This is a genomic window from Streptomyces sp. NPDC023573 (genome assembly GCF_055559735.1).
Map to the genome: position 1 here is coordinate 417,340 of NZ_JBVHKB010000003.1, position 17,299 is coordinate 434,638.

Genomic DNA, 17,299 nt, shown 5'->3' on the forward strand with positions numbered 1-17,299 from the left:
CCCGTCCGCGCCGCCGCCACGAAGGGAACACGCGCCCCATGACCACGTCGGCCGAACACAACCGCCTGTGGATACGCCGCTACCACCCCCGCCCGGACGCGGCGGTCAGGGTGGTGTGTCTGCCGCACGCGGGCGGCTCGGCGAGTTTCTACCAGCCGGTGTCGGCGGGCCTGCCCGCCGGCACCGACGTGCTCGCCGTGCAGTACCCGGGGCGCCAGGACCGGCGGGCCGAGCCCTGCGTCGCCACGATCGCCGAACTGGCCGACCAGGTGACCTCCGTGCTCCTGGAGTGGACGGACCGCCCGCTGGTCCTGTTCGGGCACAGCATGGGCGCGACCCTCGGCTTCGAGATCGCGCGCCGGCTCGAACGCGACCACGGCGTCGTGCCGCACGCCCTGTTCGCCTCCGCGCGGCGCGCGCCGTCCGCACCCCGCACGGAGGTCGTCCACCTGCGTGACGACGACGGCATCGTCGAGGAGATGAGGCTGCTGAGCGGTACGGACTCGGCCATCCTCGACGATCCGGAACTGATCCGCATGGCCCTGCCGGCGATCCGGGCCGACTACCGGGCCGCCGAGACCTACGTCTACGAGCCGGGCCCGACGCTGCACTGCCCCGTGTGGAGCCTCGTGGGCGACGACGACCCCAAGGTCAGCGTCGATGAGGCACAGGCCTGGTCGAGGCACACGGACGCGGCCTTCGAGTTCCGCGTCTTCGAGGGCGGTCACTTCTACCTGGCCGCGCACCGGCGGGAGATCCTCCAACTGATCGCCGAACGGGCGGCCGTACCGGCGGGCACGGCCTGACAGGCCCGTCCGTACATGTGGCCGAGGCGGTCCTGACGATGCGGGTGTCAGGGCGTTACCCTGCGCGGACGATCCCTCACAGGAGGTACGGATGCGTCGTTCCGTCGGCCGGAATGTGTCGTTCCCACTCGCGATCGCCGTCATCGGTTCGCTCGGCGCGGCGGCCCCCGCGGCCTCGGCGCCACCCGTGCCGCCGCCCAAGTCCCCGGTGGCGGTGGGGTACGGGGGAGCGGTGTCGAGCGTCGACGCGGACGCATCGGCGGCCGGTATCGAGGTGCTCCGCAAGGGCGGCAACGCCGTCGACGCGGCTGTCGCCACCGCCGCCGCTCTGGGCGTCACCGAGCCCTACTCGGCGGGCATCGGAGGCGGTGGGTACTTCGTCCACTACGACGCGAGGACGGGCCGGGTGGGAACCATCGACGGCCGCGAGACCGCCCCCCGCAGTGCGGACGCCTCGCTCTTCCTGGAGAACGGGAAGCCGGTGCCCTTCGCCGACGCCGTCACCAGCGGGCTCGGGGTCGGCACGCCCGGCACGCCCGCCACCTGGGAGAAGGCCCTCGACGCCTGGGGCAGCAAGCCGCTCGGGCGGCTGCTCGAACCGGCCGAGCGGCTGGCCCGCGACGGCTTCGTCGTGGACGAGACCTTCCGCTCCCAGACCGCCTCCAACGAGGCGAGGTTCGCCGACTTCCCCGCGACCGCCGAACTCTTCCTGCCCGGCGGGGAGTTGCCGGTGACCGGGTCGGTGTTCAAGAACCCCGACCTCGCCCGTACGTACAGGACACTGGGCCGCGAGGGCGTCGACGAGCTGTACCGGGGCGACCTGGCCCGGGACATCGTGTCGACGGTACGCAAGCCGCCCGTGGACCCGGCGGCCACGCGTGTGGTGCGTCCCGGAGATCTGACGACCGGGGACCTGAAGTCCTACCGCGCACTGCGTCAGGCTCCGACGAAGACCACCTACCGGGGCCTGGACGTGTACGGCATCGCGCCGTCCTCGTCAGGGGGTACGAGCGTGGGCGAGGCCCTCAACATCCTGGAGTCGACGGACCTTTCGAAGGCGAGCGGGACGCAGTACCTCCACCGCCTGATCGAGGCGAGCCGGATCGCCTTCGCCGACCGGGGACGCTGGGTGGGTGACCCCGCCTTCGAGGACGTACCGACGCGGGAGCTGCTCAGCCAGCGCTTCGCCGACTCGCGGGAGTGCCTCATCAAGGACGACGCGGTCCTCACCAGCCCGCTCGCTCCCGGCGACCCGCGCCACCCGGCCCGCTGCGCCACCGGGGGCGAGGCCGCGCCCACGACGTACGAGGGTGAGAACACGACGCACCTGACGACCGCCGACAAGTGGGGCAACGTCGTCGCCTACACCCTGACGATCGAGTCGACGGGCGGCAGCGGTATCACCGTCCCGGGGCGAGGCTTCCTGCTCAACAACGAGCTGACCGACTTCTCGTTCGCGCCCGCCGACCCGGCGGTCCACGACCCGAACCTGCCGGGCCCGTCCAAGCGCCCGCGCTCCTCGATCTCGCCGACCGTCGTCCTGGAGCACGGGAAGCCCGTGCTGGCCCTGGGGTCGCCGGGCGGTGCCACGATCATCACCACCGTCCTGCAGTCGCTGACCGGCCACCTGGACCGGGGGCTGCCACTGGTCGACGCGATCGCCGCGCCCCGTGCCAGCCAGCGCAACTCGCCGACGACCGAGATCGAGCCGGGGCTGTGGAACAGCCCGGTGCGCGGGGAGCTGGAGGCCCTCGGGCACGTGTTCAAGGCGAATCCGGAGATCGGGGCGGCCACCGGCGTCCAGCGGCTCCCGGACGGGCGCTGGCTCGCGGCCGCCGAAAAGGTGCGGCGCGGCGGTGGCTCGGCCATGGTGGTGCATCCGGGCGGTCGTTCGTGACCGGCCGGCGGTAGCAGTGGCCTCGGGGCCGGTATGTCGCGCCCAGCAGCGTCGTACCGGCCCCGAGGGCTTTGCGCGGCCGGCCGCCTTCATGCGCGCCGCCGTCCGCAAGGAAGAACCCACCGGGGTTCCTCGCGTCCAGTGAAAGGGCAACCACGACCGTGCGTACGCGAATGCTGGTCCTCTCCGCGCTCTCCGGCGCCGCTCTGCTCGCCTCGGCACTTCCCGCCGCCGCGGCCGGGGGCGGGGGGAGCCCGGTCGGCGCGGCCGAACTGCTGGCCAAGGTGAAGAACTGCACCCGGATCTCCCAGGGGAAGTACCGCACCGACCAGGACGCCGCCGCCACGGTCCCGGTCTGCGGGACCGACGAGGCCGTCTTCTGGGAGGCCGACATGGACATCGACTGCGACGGCCGGATCACGACCGCCTGCAACACCAGGACCGACCCCGCGTTCCAGCCCCGGACGGCGTTCCAGGGGTCGGACGGCAAGCCCCTGAACTCGGCCGGTGTGCCGTACGTCGTCGTCCCCGGCCCCGGGCCGCTCTGGAACTACACGAAGTCGGGGATCAGGGGCGGCGGTGTGGCCGCCGTCATCCACGACGGCAAGGTCCGCTACGCCGTCGTGGGGGACACGGGGCCCACCGGGATCATCGGCGAGGGCTCGTACGCCCTGGCCGAGGCGCTCGGCATCGATCCGGACCCCAGGACCGGGGGCACGGCGTCCGGTGTCACCTACATCCTCTTCAGGAACTCCACGGCGTCGCCGATCGAGAGCCCCGCCGCGGCGACGAGTGCCGGTGAGGCGCTCGCCCGGAAATTCGCCGGGGGAGCCTGAGCGGCGTGCGGACAGGGCGCCGTCAGGACGCCCGGCTGGTCGTCCGCCGGCCCGGATCGAGGCACGCCAATTACAATACCGGTCAGGGCGGTATTAGAATGACGGCATGGTACGGAATCCCCTGACACCCGAAGAGCGCCGTCGCGGCGAGCGGCTCGGTGAAGTGCTGCGTGAGGCGCGCGGCGGACGCAGCATGGTCGCGGTCGCGGCGAGCGCGGGAATCTCGGCCGAGACGCTCCGCAAGATCGAGACGGGCCGGGCGCCCACCCCCGCCTTCTTCACGGTCGCGGCGCTGGCGGGAGCTCTCGGACTGTCGATGGACGAACTGCTCGCGTCGTGTGTGCCGACACCCGTCCGCGGGCCGTTGCCGGAACCGGGGGAGCTGCCGCTCACGGCGTAGGCCGAGTAGGGTCGCGCCCGTGACCCTCCAGGACTTCGCCCGCAGTGAGTACGTCAGCCTGACCACGTACCGGAAGGACGGCACGCCCGTCGCCACGCCCGTCTGGGCCGCGGCGGACGGTGGCGTGCTGTACGTCTGGACACGGTCCGACTCCTGGAAGGTCAAGCGGCTGCGCAACGACAGCCGGGTCCTCGTCACCGTCTGCGACGTCCGCGGCCGCGTCGCCGAGGGCGCGCCGAGCGCCGAGGGCACGGCCCGGCTGCTCGACGCCCCCGGGACGGCGGCGGTCCGCAAGGTGCTGGCCCGCAAGTACACCTGGAAGTTCTGGCTCGTGGACCGGCCCGCCATGATCGCCCGACTCGGCAAGCGGCCCCACACCGGGATCGCCGTCACCCTCTGACGGGGGCGCGCCCGGCTCCGGCCGCGCTCCGGACGCACCCTGCCGGAAAAGCGTGCGTAGTCCGCCCGTAACACGCCTGCGGTCGAATGCCCGCGGACTGGAACGTCCCAGTCCCTGGCGACCGGTGAGGGCGACGGTGACGGTGGATCAGCACACGGTGGACGTACGGGCGTTCGCGGAGTACCTACGAGGTCTGGCTGACCAGCTCGATCCCGGGCAGGGCTGGTACGGGGTCTTCCGCGCACGCGACCCCGACGGCATGCGTGCCTGCCTCGACGGTTCGGAGGTCCCGCCCTGGGACGTGGTCGAGTCGTTGCTCCAGGACCTCGCCGCGGTGCGTGGAACCGCGTTCGCCGCACGGGAATCCGTACGCGCCGCCGCGCTGTGTGCCGCGTCCGCCGCCGCCTTCGACAGGCGGCCGGGCGGGCGGCAGGCCCTCGTCGACCGGCTCGGCGTGATGCTCCGGGAGCAGTCCTACGCGGCCCGGCGGATGCGGGCGGCCGGGGCGGACGGGGCGCGTGAGGCGTACGGGGAGACGGAGGCGATGGCCTGGGCGCGGGACGATCACACCCGTGCCACGGCCCGCTGCGCCGAGCTCCGCAACCGGCTGGCGGCGGTGGAGGCGACGGTCCCGGACAGCTGGTTCCGCGGCCGGGAGGACGCGGGCCTGCCGGGCCCCGGCAGCGCGCACGCGGTCACCGGCCCACGCCTCCCGGAGGCGTCCGGCGTCCGTGGCGCAGAGGCACCGGCGAGGAAGCGCGGGAAGCCGCGCGGGGCTCGCTTCGCGGGCCTGGACCTCGACGACGACACGGCAGCCGGGCCCGTCGCGTCGGGCGTGCCCGCGCTGCCGGTCCCTCCGCCGGCCGTCTCCGTCCCGCGCGGGGCCCGCTTCGGCGGCGCCACGGCCGAGGACGGCGCCCGCCGGACCGCACCGCGTGCGGCGGAACCCGACCCCGCCGCGCGCCGCGCCGCCGAGGACGCCGTCGCGCTCCTCGTACGGCTGCGCGCCGAGGGCCGCAGCGGAGAGGCGCACGCCGTGCTCTGCGAGGCCGCCGCATGGCCGGCCGGGCATCTGCCGGTCCTCGCCGTCGCGCTGCACGGGTCCGGCCTGGACGCCGACTGGGCGACCCTGCTGTGGGAGGTGTCCTCGCTGCCGCCCGCCGGACTCGCCGCCGCCGCGGGCGCGCTGGCCGCCGCCGGCCGTGCCGAGGACTGCGGGCAGCTGCTCAGGCAGGGCGTCTCCCGCCCCGCCGGCGAGATCGCCGACGCCGTGGTCGCACTCGACCGGGCGGGACGGGAGCCCGAAGCGCGGGCGCTGCTGGGCGCGTTCGTCCGCGTACGGACCCCGCAGGACGCGGCACGCGTCGCCGAGGGCGGCCCGCGCCATCTCGTCCCCCAGTTGCTCGCCGCGGCGCGGGAGGTGTCGGAGGCGCGGGAGTGGGACGTGGTCCACGCGCTGCGGGTCGCGGGCATCGCGGCACCGTAGAGGCCCTCGCACGCTGTGGCCCATGCACGTCACCAGTGGGCGTGGGCTCGGCGAGATAAATCCGAAATCACCCTTTATCGTCGGTCGAGGCAGCGCCGCACACGTGGCACATGTCCCCCCAGTGATGTGGAGGCACCCATGCTTACCCAGGAGATCACCCTCACCGCGACACCGGCCCAGACCACCACGCTGAGCGCCCTGATGGCGGAGCCCGAGGCGGCCGTCAGCGACGCCCCGCTCTACACCCCCGAGGCCGCGGGCGTCCTGCTCGCGCTCCTCCTCCTGTCTCCCAAGGAGCCGAAGGAGCCCCGGGGCAAGTGAGTTCCCACTCCGCATTCGCCGAGGCGGCCGACGCCCTGGCAGACAGTGTCCTCGGTGCCCTCGGCGGCACCGGGGGCGCTGTGCAGCTGGCGCGGTACGTCGACGACGCCCCCGACACCCTCGCGGCGCTCGCGGCCGTCCGGGTGCTGGGGGCCGACGTCTTCAGCCCTCATCTCCTGGCCGGCCACCCGCTCCCGGCGCAGGACGCCGCCGTCGTGGTCAAGGCCTTCGACGCCTTCCCGCCGTCCGACGCCCCCGAAGAAGCAGCGGTGGCCCGGCGCGACCACGCCACCGCGGCCCTGCTCGCCCGGCTCTCCGGGGACGACACGCTGAGCGCTGTCGCGCCCGCGCCCGCGGACGAGGACGCGCCCGGTCCTGCCGCGGACTGGAGCGGCTGGTCCGTGCGGATGGCACAGCTCGCCCCGCTCGCCACGCTCGGTCTCGACGGCCCGGTCCACGAGGCCGCCCGCCGCGGCGCCCTGCCGCTGAGCCGCGGAGTCAGCCGCTCGATCCTCCGCCGCGACTTCCCCACCGCCGTGCGCCTCGTCCGCTGGCTGGCCTGGCTGCACCACGAGGGTGTGGACCTGCCTCTGGACCCGGAGGTCGCGGCCGAACACGTATGGCTGGTGGGCGGGGCGGGTCCGCGCGCCGCCCTCGACCTGGCGATCGCCCGTCACTTCCTCGGGCAGCGGCCCGGCACGGCTCCCAAGGAGGCGGCACACACATGACGACGATCCCCGAGCCGGTCACCGGGGCGGCCCGCGCCATGGCGGACCGGGCCCTGTCGTGGCTGCACGCCAACCGGAAGCTCGGCGGCCTGCCGCCCGGCACCACCGAGACCATGGCCGACCCCGACAGCGTCTACAAGCCCCTGGGGGAGACCACCCTCGCCGCCTCCCTGATCCTGCGCGACGGTGTCGCCGGCCCCGGCCGACTCGCCGCCGCCCAGAGCCTGATGGACTTCACCTGGGAACAGTTCAGGCGCGGCGACATGATCTACGAACGCCAGCTCCGCCACACGCTGATGACCGACCCGCTGGAGATGTACGCCCCCTTCGTCCGCTGCGGCTACCGCCACGAAGCGCTGGACCGCCTGCTCGTCCACCGCGCCCGCATGCGGTCCGTGGGTGCCGTCGAGGTCCTGCCGAACCGGCGGCTCGCCGTCGCCAACGCCGCCCGGGTCGTGGGCCTGGAGCACACCGAGGACCTGGACGCGCTGGCCGGAGCCACCTGGCTGGGCGCCCGGCCCGAGCCGTGGGCCATCAACTGGATCACCGCCTACGCGATGACCCACACCGTCTTCCACCTCACCGACTGGGGCGGCAACCCGGGCGGACTCCCGCCCGCACTCGCCGACTACGTGCGCACCTGGCTCCCCGTCTGGATCGACATCTGGCGCGAGGTGGGCCAGTGGGACCTGGTCACGGAACTGCTCATCGTGGGCGCCTCGCTCGAGGACCCCTACTGCCGGGAGGAGGACTGGGAAGCCGTCGCGGCGCTCCAGCACGAGGACGGGCTCGTGCCCCGGGACAGCGACCCGGTGGACGACGACCCGCAGCGGCGCTTCACGGACCACCAGCACACCGTCGTCGTCGCGGCCGTCGCCGGCTCCGTCGCGCTCGCCCGGGCGGCGGGGCGGCGGTGACGGCATGACGCCACCGCCGCCGGCCACCGGTCTCCAGCTTCTCCTGGACGCGGCCCGGGGGAAGGCGACCGTGGTCGCGGCGGTGCGGGGCGCCGAGCGCACGATGCTCTGCCGGGGGCCGGCGGGGGAGGGGAGCCGGTTCGAGACGGGCTCCCTGACGAAGACGTTCACCGCCCTGCTGCTCGCCGAGCTGGCCGCCCGGGGCGAGGTCCGCTACGGCGACCGTGCCGACCGCTACCTGCCCTTCCGGCTCCCCGGCCCCCCGTTCACCCTCCTCCATCTCGCCACCCACACCTCCGGTCTGCCGCGGCTGCCCCCGGGACTGCTCGGCCGGGCGGTACACAGCGGATGGCTCAGCAATCCGTACGCCGGTTTCTCCGAGGACGATCTGCTCGCCTCGCTGCGCAGGACCCGGCTACGGCACCGGCCCGGCAGCCGGGTCCTGTACTCCAACTTCGGCGGCGGCCTGCTGGGCCACGTACTCGCGAGGGCGGCGGGCGGCACCGGGAGCGACTATCCCGCCCTGCTGGCCGAGCGCGTCACCGGCCCGCTCGGCCTCGCCGACACGGACTGCGACCCCGGCCGCCCCCAGATCACCGGGCATTGGCACGGCCGTCCGCGCCCCGCGCTGCTCATGCCCGGACTGACGGGCGCCGGAGCCGTGCGGTCCAGCGCCCGCGACCTGCTGCGCGTCCTGACCGCGCTCCTGGACCCGGACACCGCCCCGGACCCCGCGCTGCGCACCGCACTGGCCGAGGTGCAGCGGCCCCGGCTGAGCGTCCCCAGGACCGGTTCGCGGCTGTGTCTCATCTGGAACCTCCGCCCGCGCCCGTCCGGCGCGCTGCTCCACCACTCCGGGGGCACCCGCGGCTTCACCGCCTTCGCGGGCTTCCTCCCCGGCTCGGCCACGGGACTCGTGGCGCTCACGAACACGGCTCCGACCCCGCTCGCACCGTTCGTCCAGTCCGCCTACGGAGCCTTGCGGGGACTGGACGCCACTCCCTCCGGGACGGTGTGGACCGCTCGGGTGTGAAACATGATCGACTCCGCCGGTTCACGACGATGGTCTTGCCCCGTTGTGTGACGGGGCTTACGTTCTCCTCCTACGCACCGTGTCTACGGGCGTAGAGAACGCAGAGGCTCTCTGACGCCGCGTCGAAGGAGCAGCTCATGTCCCACGTCGTACGCGCCGCACTCGTCCAGGCGACCTGGACCGGCGACACCGAATCCATGATCGCCAAGCATGAGGAACACGCGCGCGAGGCCGCCCGGCAGGGTGCGAAGATCATCGGCTTCCAGGAGGTGTTCAACGCCCCCTACTTCTGCCAGGTCCAGGAGCCCGAGCACTACCGCTGGGCGGAACCCGTCCCGGACGGGCCGACGGTCGTGCGCATGCGTGACCTCGCCCGGGAGACGGGCATGGTGATCGTCGTACCGGTCTTCGAGGTCGAGCAGTCCGGCTTCTACTACAACACCGCGGCCGTGATCGACGCCGACGGCACGTACCTCGGCAAGTACCGCAAGCACCACATCCCCCAGGTCAAGGGGTTCTGGGAGAAGTACTACTTCAAGCCCGGCAACGTCGGCTGGCCGGTCTTCGACACCGCCGTCGGCAAGGTCGGCGTCTACATCTGCTACGACCGGCACTTCCCCGAGGGCTGGCGTCAACTCGGTCTCAACGGAGCTCAGTTGGTGTACAACCCGTCCGCCACCTCGCGCGGCCTCTCCGGCTATCTCTGGCAGCTCGAACAGCCCGCGTCCGCCGTCGCCAACGAGTACTTCGTCGCAGCGATCAACCGGGTGGGCCAGGAGGAGTACGGCGACAACGACTTCTACGGCACGAGTTACTTCGTCGACCCGCGCGGGCAGTTCGTCGGTGACGTGGCGAGCGACAAGGAGGAAGAACTCGTCGTACGCGACCTGGACTTCGGGCTGATCGAGCAGGTGCGGCAGCAATGGGCGTTCTACCGGGACCGCAGGCCGGACGCGTACGACGGGCTGGTGGAGCCGTGAGCGGACTGCACGAGCGGCACCTGGCCGTCAGCCCCGACTGGCTGGCCCTCTACTACCGGCACCCGCTGGAACTCACCCACGGCGAGGGCCGTCACGTCTGGGACGCGGACGGCAACCGCTACCTCGACTTCTTCGGCGGCATCCTCACCACGATGACCGCGCACGCCCTGCCCGAGGTGACCAAGGCCGTCTCCGAGCAGGCCGGCCGGATCATCCACTCCTCGACCCTCTACCTCAACCGCCCGATGGTCGAACTCGCCGAGCGGGTGGCCGCGCTCTCCGGCATCCCCGACGCCCGGGTCTTCTTCACCACTTCGGGCACCGAGGCCAACGACACCGCCCTGCTGCTCGCCACCGCCCACCGGGGGTCGAACCAGATCCTGGCGATGCGCAACAGCTACCACGGCAGGTCGTTCTCGGCCGTCTCCATCACGGGCAACAGGTCCTGGTCGACGACGAGCCTGTCCCCCCTGCAGACGCTGTACGTCCACGGCGGGGTCCGCACCAGGGGACCGTACGCGGAGCTCAGCGACGACCGGTTCATCAAGGCGTGCGTGGCCGACCTGGAAGACCTCCTCGGGCACACCCGGGGCGTCGCCGCGCTGATCGCCGAACCCGTGCAGGGGGTCGGCGGGTTCACCGCACCGCCCGACGGGCTGTACGCCGCCTTCCGCGAGGTCCTCGACCGGCACGGCATCCTCTGGATCTCCGACGAGGTGCAGACCGGCTGGGGGCGCACGGGCGACCACTTCTGGGGCTGGCAGGCGCACGCGGCGAGCGGGCCGCCGGACATCCTCACCTTCGCCAAGGGCATCGGCAACGGCATGTCCATCGGCGGAGTCGTCGCCCGCGCCGACGTCATGAACTGCCTGGACGCCAACTCCATCTCGACGTTCGGCGGTTCCCCGGTCACCATGGCCGCCGGGCTCGCCAACCTCTCCTACCTGCTGGAACACGACCTCCAGGGCAACGCCCGGCGCGTCGGGGGGCTGCTCATCGAGCGGCTCCGGGCGGTCGGCGCGGGCTCACCGGCCGTGCGCGAGGTGCGCGGCAGAGGACTCATGATCGGCGTCGAGCTGGTGAAGCCCGGCACCGACGAGGCCGCCCCGGACGCCGCGGCGGCCGTGCTCGAAGCGGCCCGCGCGGGCGGGCTGCTCATCGGGAAGGGCGGCGGCCACGACACCAGCGTCCTGCGGATCGCGCCGCCCCTGTCGCTGACCGTCGCCGAGGCCGAGGAAGGCGCGGAGATCCTGGGCCAGGCACTGCACGCGGCCACCTGAGAGCGGGAGCCCGCCTCCCGTACGTCATCACGCACCAGACCCGCGTGTGCGGGCCGGTGCCGTCACCGCGAGGAGATGTACATGAGCCGCACCGTCATCCACGGAGGCCTCGTCGTCACCGCGTCGGACGAGATCCACGCCGACGTACTCATCGAGGGCGGGCGCGTCGTCGCCCTCGCCGCCCACGGCACCGACGTCGCGGCCGGCTGGAGCGCGGACCGCAGGATCGACGCCACCGGGAAGTACGTCATCCCGGGCGGCGTCGACGCGCACACCCACATGGAGATGCCCTTCGGCGGCACCTACGCGGCCGACACCTTCGAGACCGGCACCAGGGCCGCGGCCTGGGGCGGCACCACCACGATCGTCGACTTCGCCGTCCAGAGCATCGGCCGCTCGCTGCAGGAGGGGCTCGACGCCTGGCACACCAAGGCCGACGGCAAGTGCGCCGTCGACTACGCCTTCCACATGATCCTCTCGGATGTGAACAAGTCCTCGCTCAAGGAGATGGACCGCCTGGTGGCGGAAGGCGTCACCTCGTTCAAGCTGTTCATGGCCTACCCGGGGGTGTTCTACAGCGACGACGGCCAGATCCTCCGCGCCATGCAACGCGCCTCCGGCAACGGCGGACTGATCATGATGCACGCCGAGAACGGCATCGCCATCGACGTACTGGTGGAGCAGGCACTCGCTGAGGGGCGCACCGATCCGCGCCACCACGGCGACGTGCGCAAGGTGGCCCTGGAGGCCGAGGCCACCCACCGCGCGATCCAGCTCGCGAGGGTCGCCGGATCGCCGCTGTACGTCGTCCACGTCTCCGCCGACGAGGCCGTCGCCGAGATCGCGGCCGCCCGCCACCAAGGGCTCCCGGTGTTCGGCGAGACCTGCCCGCAGTATCTCTTCCTCTCCGCGGACAACCTCGCCGAGCCCGGCTTCGAGGGGGCGAAGTACGTCTGTTCGACCCCGCTGCGCCCCCGGGAACACCAGGAGGCGCTCTGGCGGGGGCTGCGCAACAACGAGCTCCAGGTGGTCTCCACCGACCACTGCCCCTTCTGCTTCACCGGGCAGAAGGACCTGGGCCGCGGCGACTTCTCCAAGATCCCGAACGGCCTTCCGGGGGTGGAGAACCGCATGGACCTCCTCCATCAGGCCGTCGTCGACGGCCGTATCTCCCGTCGGCGCTGGATCGAGATCGCCTGTGCCTCCCCGGCGCGGATGTTCGGTCTCTACCCGAGAAAGGGGACGATCGCGCCGGGTGCGGACGCGGACATCGTCGTCTACGACCCGGAGGCAGGGCAGACGATCTCCGCCGAGACGCACCACATGAACGTCGACTACTCGGCCTACGAGGGGAAGAGGGTCAGCGGACGGGTCGAGACGGTGCTGTCACGCGGTGTCCCGGTGATCGAGGGCGGCGCGTACGTGGGGCACGCCGGGCACGGTACGTACGTACCGAGAGGGTTGAGCCACTACTTGTGAGCGGGCGGGGTTCCACGACGTGTCCGGTGGTCAGGCGCCGTCGTCGTCGGCGGGCTGCTGGGCCCAGGCGGAGGTGATCGTCTCCGGGGCGGCGGAGCGGGGCAGACCCGTCAGTGCCTGCAACTGGTCCGGCTCGTACGGGGTCGGGCCGTGCCACTCCAGGAGCATCACGGTGGCGTCGTCGTCGAGGCGCCCGAGGTGGTACGCCAGGTGATGACCGATCAGTCGGCGCAGAGTCTCCGGCACGGGGAGGCCGTCGGCGTGGTGGCGGATGATGAAGTCGGTCAGGCCGTCCAGGCCGAACTCCTGCCCTTCCCGGTCGCGCGCCTCCGTGATGCCGTCGGTGTAGAGCAGCAGACGGTCCCCGGGTTCCAGCTGCTCGCTGCGTAGGGTGCCGGCCAGACCCAGGCCGGTTCCCATGGGAGGAGCGGGCGGGCAGGACAGGTGCACGACCGTGCGGTTGCCGCGGATGACGACAGGGGGATGATGGCCGTAGTTCGTCCAGGTCAGCACGCCGGTGGTCAGCTGCAGGTCGGCCAGGACGCTCGTGGCGTAGCGGCTGCCCGCGAATTGCTCGTTGAGGATCTCCCCGACGCCTTCCGCCGTTTCGAGAAGACCGGCGCCCTGGCGGCGGTGGTTCCGGGCTGCCGCGAGGGCGAGATTCGCGGTCAGGCCCGCGGCGGTGTCGTGTCCCATGGCGTCGAAGACCGACAGATGTACGGTCTCCCCGGTCAGGGCGTAGTCGAAGGCGTCACCGCTCACCTGGTAGGCCGGTTCCATGACCGCGCTGACCAGGACGCGGTCGGTGGCGAAGGTCCGCGGCGGCATGAGCTGCCATTCCATCTCAGCTGCGACCCTCATACTCCGGCGGCGGACCAGGCGTGCGTGGGAATCGCTCGTGTCACGCTTGCTCTGGAGCATGAGGGCCACCAGTCCGGCGAGTCGGTTCAGGTCCTCGTCCGCCTCCACGCGGCTGCCCGGCGCCCCGACCCGCAGCACGCCCAGACGCTCGGCGCCGTCCAGCAGAGGGACCCACCACTGGCCTTTGGCGGAAGCAGAGCCCGGAAACACCTTTCCCAGCTGGAAGGCCCGTCCGGCCACCGTCCCGTCGACCGACAGCTCGGCCGGAACATCGGCGTCACCATGGCTGACGTCAACATTGCCGGCCAGCCAGTACAGCCGTTCCTGCTGAAGATCGGCCAGGTAGATCCGCACCTCGGGCCAGCCCGCCCCGGCAGCATGTGATGCCACCGTGCCGGGCAGCTGCTCCAGGGTCATCAGATGACTCGCGGCGATCAGGTCCCCAAGCAGGTGCGCGCGGGCTGCTCCCAGGCTGTTCATCAATTGACACCTTAGGTCCGCGAGCGCAGGACGCGTCCGCACGACACCGGGTGTGGACGAGGTGTCGATCTCGCCGCTCGCACGGGGGCACCCCGCCGCCGCGTGGGACACCGGCGCCGTCCTCGCCACGGTCGGCCGCCTCGCCGGATCCGGTCTCCTCGACCGTGTTCTCGCCCGGCTCTCCTCCGGATGCGCCCTGCTGTGCGGGCGCGCCGAGCTCATCCAGGCCGCGTGAACGGCTTCAGCAGGAGGCGGCTCAGGGCCGGGAAGCGAACGGTGACCGTCCGTGCGCCGGGGCGGTGCGAAGGCCGCCAGGTCGCGACGAGGGCCGCCGCCAACAGCAGTTCGGCGATGTCGCCCCCGTAATACATGATCTCCGCTCCGCCCCGCACCTGGCTGACGGGCGCGCGCACGTCGATCAGGAACCCCCCGTACATCAGCTGGGAGATCGTCGCGTGCGCCGCGACGGCGACCCCGAGCACCACCAGGCGGGCCGGCACGCCTGGCCGGCCGGGGGCGGGGTCCGGGCCGGCGACGGCGTGGGCGAACAGGCACCCGGACAGAAGGAAATGGACGAGCACCAGTCGGTGGAGACCCGGTGCGTCCATCGTCGCGTTGTACACGGGCGTGGAATAGAGGACCCCGAGCGTGCCGGTGCTCAGCACCAGGGCGATGACCGGGTGCGTCACCGCACGCACCGGCCCGCTGTGCAGGAGGCCGGTCAGACGCCGGGCCCGCGCGGCGGGCAGAGTGCGCAGCAGGAGGGTCACCGGTGCTCCGAGGACCAGGGCGATCGGCGCGTACATGCCGATGAGCAGGTGCTGCGCCATGTGCCCGCGGAAGTCCTCGTGGGCGAACGTGGTCACGGGCGGGAGCAGAGCCGCGCCGAGCAGGGCGCACCCTGTCAGGAAGCCGGCCGTCCGCCACCGGCTCCACCGTCGTGCGGGATTGAGCCCGTCTGCCCGGTGCGCGAGGAGGAGGTAGACGCCGGCGAGCAGAAGCACGGCGGCGAGGGGCAGGAGGACGTCCCACACCTCACCGCCTCCACCCTGGCCGTGCCCATGGTGCGCGTCGCCGCCCATCAGACGCGTTGCCCGGAACTCGCGCGGGGCTCGTCCACCTCGGGAGGGAAGGGCTCGGCGCCGCGCCGCACGAGATGGCCGATGACGAGGAGGACGACACCCAGGAGCAGGAAGCCCATGTCCCACCAGATCCGGTGAGGGCCGCCGTGGACGTGATGGATGCCGAGGATCTGGTGGTCCAGGAGGCCCTCGACGATGTTGAACAGGCCCCACCCCGAGAGGACCCAGCCCCACAGCACCCGTGAGGTCCACACCCGGCGCCGGTGGTGGGTCACCCGGCTGTGGAGGATGCCCAGGCCGAGCAGGACCGCCAGCCAGCAGACGGCGTGGAAGACGCCGTCCCACACGGTGTTCATCTCCAGCCCGGACACCGTGTTCGGGGAGTAGTACTTCACCCCGATCCGGTCGTCGTTCGTACTGGTCAGCATGTGGTGCCACTGGAGCAGCTGATGCAGCAGGATGCCGTCGACGAACCCGCCGAGCCCCACACCCAGCACGATCCCCGGCAACCGGATGCTCCTGGGTGCGATGCCCGGTGGCCTCTCACGTGTACCGGTGGCCATGACCGGTCTCCTTCGCGTCAGAGGGCGTGCTCAGGCCTTGGACCTACCGGACCTGCCGGCCGACCGCTTCGCAGCCGTCTTGCGGGCAGGCGACGCGGCCTTGGCGGCCTGCTGCTCGGTCGCCGAGCCGGCCGTGGAGAGAGAGCCGCCGGCGCTCTCCAGGTGGGCCCGGACGAACCACTGGAACTGCTCCAGGGAGCGGAGATGCTCGATGAGGAGGTCCTCGGTGACCGGATCGACCGAACCGGCCTTGGAGACCGCCGCCCGGTGATCCTTGATGAGGCCGGTGTACACGAGGTCCAGGGCGCCGAGATGTGCGAGCGCGTCGGCGCGGCCGATGCTGTAGTCCTCCCACGTACGCTCGGCCACCAGGGCGCCCGGGGTGCCCTGCGGTTCACCGCCGAGCGCGGAGATGCGCTCGGCCGTGCCGTCGGCCATGGCCCGCACGGCGGCTGTCTGGGGGTCGAGCATCTCGTGGACGGCGATGAAGTGGGGACCCACGACGTTCCAGTGGATGTGCTTGAGGGTGAGCGCGAGATCGTTGAGGGCGTGCAGGCGCATGCTCAGGAGCGAGATGAGCTGCTTGCCCTCCTTGGTGGTGAGGCCGGGGACGGTGTAGCCAGGGGTGGACACTGCCATGACTTCTCCCTCTGTGGTGATGTACGCGTTCTCCTCTGCCCCCTCCCGCGTGGCCCCTAACCGAGGGGTGGTGGTCCGCGCCGCAATGCACCTGCGGGGGTGACGCCCGTCTGCGCACTTGCCTGGTCGCCGCTCCGGGCCCGGGAGACGCCCTCGCCGTGTCCACGGGGCGTGTTACCCGTCTGCGTCGCCCCCGAGCCTTAATGTGAAGGGGATTTCCCCTTTCCTTGCGTCGGAGGCAAGTGTGCTCAACGGGACAGTGCAGGCGTTCAGCAGTGAAAAAGGCTATGGCTACATTCTGCCCAGTACGGGTGGGCCGGAGATCATCGTCCACTTCTCCGCGATCCTGGAAGGCACCTGCACGGAGCTCGCGGCGGGACAGTCCGTCTGTTTCGACGTCGTCCAGGGCCAGCGGGGCCCGCAGGCGGAGCGCGTGCGAATCCGGTAGCCGTGGCGACCAGGGGGCTTCAGACGGTGTGCGAGCCCGGCCCGTCCCAGGGGATCTCCGTCGAGGCCAGGTAGGTGAGCCCGCGCTGCTGCCAGAGGCGCGCGTGCCGGGCGACCCGGACACGGTGGTCGTCCCAGCGGGGCGCGCTCCCGGTCCACGCGGCCGCCGCGACGGATGGCAGACGGGGAATCCGACACGCGCCGCGGTCGTGGCCTGGGCGGGCGGGACGAACTCCGGGGCGTACGCGCGGTCCAGGTAGAGGTGGGACTGCGGGGACAGGAGTACGCGGCCGCCGCCTTCGAGGATGCGGGAGAGGTCGTGGTCGCTGGGGGCGAAGAACCGCTTGAGTGCCGCGATCAGCTCGGGGGTGGGGCCCGCCGCGAGGAGTTCCGGGCGGCCGGCGAGCTCCTCCGGGGTGTCCGGCAGGTCCATCATCGGCACGTCCACCCAGAACTGCGCGATGTCGTCCGGGCCGGTCCCGGCGCGTGAGGACTCCTGCCAGCCCGGCGGGCGCTTGCCCGACTCCCGTACCGGCGAGCGCAGTTCACGGATCGCGTGCGCGAAGCTGTCCGGGGTCGCCCCGACCGCCTCGTCGCCGCCGATGTGGACGAACGGGCCATCGGTCAGGGCGGGGGAGCCGCCGCACCGGCCGGCGACGGCGGC

At 72.3% G+C, this 17,299-nt stretch carries 20 protein-coding genes; 16 read left to right on the forward strand and 4 right to left on the reverse strand.

The window, feature by feature from the left end:
• Positions 1 to 38 precede the first annotated feature (38 nt).
• From ACZ32T_RS12375 to hydA, 13 genes are all read left to right on the forward strand, one after another.
• On the forward strand, positions 39 to 806 hold the full coding sequence (locus ACZ32T_RS12375) for a thioesterase II family protein (protein ID WP_467366642.1): 768 nt from the start codon (positions 39 to 41) through the stop codon (positions 804 to 806).
• 91 nt (positions 807 to 897) lie between these two features.
• On the forward strand, positions 898 to 2,703 hold the full coding sequence (gene ggt / locus ACZ32T_RS12380; protein ID WP_467366645.1) for a gamma-glutamyltransferase: 1,806 nt from the start codon (positions 898 to 900) through the stop codon (positions 2,701 to 2,703).
• A gap of 161 nt (positions 2,704 to 2,864) precedes the next feature.
• Positions 2,865 to 3,539, forward strand: a complete 675-nt coding sequence (locus ACZ32T_RS12385; protein WP_467366647.1) for a glycoside hydrolase family 75 protein — start codon at positions 2,865 to 2,867, stop codon at positions 3,537 to 3,539.
• Positions 3,540 to 3,645: 106 nt separating this feature from the next.
• On the forward strand, positions 3,646 to 3,939 hold the full coding sequence (locus ACZ32T_RS12390; protein ID WP_467264229.1) for a helix-turn-helix domain-containing protein: 294 nt from the start codon (positions 3,646 to 3,648) through the stop codon (positions 3,937 to 3,939).
• Positions 3,940 to 3,958: 19 nt separating this feature from the next.
• Entirely contained in the window at positions 3,959 to 4,339 is a 381-nt protein-coding gene (locus ACZ32T_RS12395; RefSeq protein ID WP_467264231.1) for a PPOX class F420-dependent oxidoreductase, read from the forward strand.
• 136 nt (positions 4,340 to 4,475) lie between these two features.
• Positions 4,476 to 5,825, forward strand: a complete 1,350-nt coding sequence (locus ACZ32T_RS12400; protein ID WP_467366650.1) for a hypothetical protein — start codon at positions 4,476 to 4,478, stop codon at positions 5,823 to 5,825.
• Between the two features lie 138 nt (positions 5,826 to 5,963).
• On the forward strand, positions 5,964 to 6,146 hold the full coding sequence (locus ACZ32T_RS12405; protein ID WP_356714424.1) for a hypothetical protein: 183 nt from the start codon (positions 5,964 to 5,966) through the stop codon (positions 6,144 to 6,146).
• Complete coding sequence (locus tag ACZ32T_RS12410) at positions 6,143 to 6,874, forward strand: hypothetical protein (RefSeq protein WP_467366652.1); 732 nt, start codon at positions 6,143 to 6,145, stop codon at positions 6,872 to 6,874. The genes ACZ32T_RS12405 and ACZ32T_RS12410 overlap by 4 nt, the downstream gene beginning before the upstream one ends.
• Positions 6,871 to 7,791: a DUF6895 family protein gene (locus tag ACZ32T_RS12415; RefSeq protein ID WP_467264237.1), complete on the forward strand. Its 921-nt coding sequence runs from the start codon at positions 6,871 to 6,873 to the stop codon at positions 7,789 to 7,791. Before ACZ32T_RS12410 ends, ACZ32T_RS12415 begins: the two co-directional genes overlap by 4 nt.
• A gap of 4 nt (positions 7,792 to 7,795) precedes the next feature.
• A complete protein-coding gene (locus ACZ32T_RS12420) occupies positions 7,796 to 8,824 on the forward strand; it encodes a serine hydrolase domain-containing protein (RefSeq protein ID WP_467264239.1) in 1,029 nt (342 codons plus the stop codon).
• 137 nt (positions 8,825 to 8,961) lie between these two features.
• Positions 8,962 to 9,804, forward strand: coding sequence for a nitrilase-related carbon-nitrogen hydrolase (locus ACZ32T_RS12425; RefSeq protein ID WP_401629141.1), 843 nt, complete (start codon positions 8,962 to 8,964; stop codon positions 9,802 to 9,804).
• Positions 9,801 to 11,084 carry an aspartate aminotransferase family protein gene (locus tag ACZ32T_RS12430; RefSeq protein WP_467264241.1) on the forward strand — a complete coding sequence of 428 codons (1,284 nt, stop codon included), beginning with the start codon at positions 9,801 to 9,803 and terminating at the stop codon, positions 11,082 to 11,084. The genes ACZ32T_RS12425 and ACZ32T_RS12430 overlap by 4 nt, the downstream gene beginning before the upstream one ends.
• Before the next feature lie 81 nt (positions 11,085 to 11,165).
• The gene (hydA, locus tag ACZ32T_RS12435; protein ID WP_467264243.1) at positions 11,166 to 12,563 is read left to right on the forward strand and encodes a dihydropyrimidinase; all 1,398 of its coding nucleotides are present in this window, start codon (positions 11,166 to 11,168) and stop codon (positions 12,561 to 12,563) included.
• A gap of 30 nt (positions 12,564 to 12,593) precedes the next feature.
• Here the strand turns inward: hydA and ACZ32T_RS12440 are convergent, their stop codons facing one another.
• Complete coding sequence (locus tag ACZ32T_RS12440) at positions 12,594 to 13,904, reverse strand: PP2C family protein-serine/threonine phosphatase (RefSeq protein WP_467264245.1); 1,311 nt, start codon at positions 13,902 to 13,904, stop codon at positions 12,594 to 12,596.
• Between the two features lie 52 nt (positions 13,905 to 13,956).
• On the opposite strand from ACZ32T_RS12440, the gene ACZ32T_RS12445 reads away from it, so the two are divergent.
• Positions 13,957 to 14,139, forward strand: coding sequence for a hypothetical protein (locus ACZ32T_RS12445; RefSeq protein ID WP_467264247.1), 183 nt, complete (start codon positions 13,957 to 13,959; stop codon positions 14,137 to 14,139).
• Here the strand turns inward: ACZ32T_RS12445 and ACZ32T_RS12450 are convergent.
• From ACZ32T_RS12450 to ACZ32T_RS12460, 3 genes are read right to left on the reverse strand one after another with little or no spacing between them, the layout of a single operon-like run.
• The gene (locus ACZ32T_RS12450) at positions 14,123 to 14,986 is read right to left on the reverse strand and encodes a cytochrome c oxidase assembly protein (RefSeq protein ID WP_467264249.1); all 864 of its coding nucleotides are present in this window, start codon (positions 14,984 to 14,986) and stop codon (positions 14,123 to 14,125) included. The genes ACZ32T_RS12445 and ACZ32T_RS12450 overlap by 17 nt on opposite strands.
• On the reverse strand, positions 14,986 to 15,549 hold the full coding sequence (locus ACZ32T_RS12455) for a DUF2243 domain-containing protein (RefSeq protein ID WP_467366654.1): 564 nt from the start codon (positions 15,547 to 15,549) through the stop codon (positions 14,986 to 14,988). Before ACZ32T_RS12455 ends, ACZ32T_RS12450 begins: the two co-directional genes overlap by 1 nt.
• Before the next feature lie 30 nt (positions 15,550 to 15,579).
• Positions 15,580 to 16,188, reverse strand: coding sequence for a Dps family protein (locus ACZ32T_RS12460; RefSeq protein ID WP_467264253.1), 609 nt, complete (start codon positions 16,186 to 16,188; stop codon positions 15,580 to 15,582).
• Between the two features lie 244 nt (positions 16,189 to 16,432).
• Between ACZ32T_RS12460 and ACZ32T_RS12465 the strand changes: the two genes are divergently transcribed.
• The gene (locus ACZ32T_RS12465) at positions 16,433 to 16,636 is read left to right on the forward strand and encodes a cold-shock protein (protein ID WP_467366656.1); all 204 of its coding nucleotides are present in this window, start codon (positions 16,433 to 16,435) and stop codon (positions 16,634 to 16,636) included.
• A 174-nt stretch (positions 16,637 to 16,810) separates the two neighbouring features.
• The gene (locus ACZ32T_RS12470) at positions 16,811 to 17,125 is read left to right on the forward strand and encodes a hypothetical protein (protein ID WP_467366657.1); all 315 of its coding nucleotides are present in this window, start codon (positions 16,811 to 16,813) and stop codon (positions 17,123 to 17,125) included.
• Positions 17,126 to 17,299: the final 174 nt, after the last annotated feature.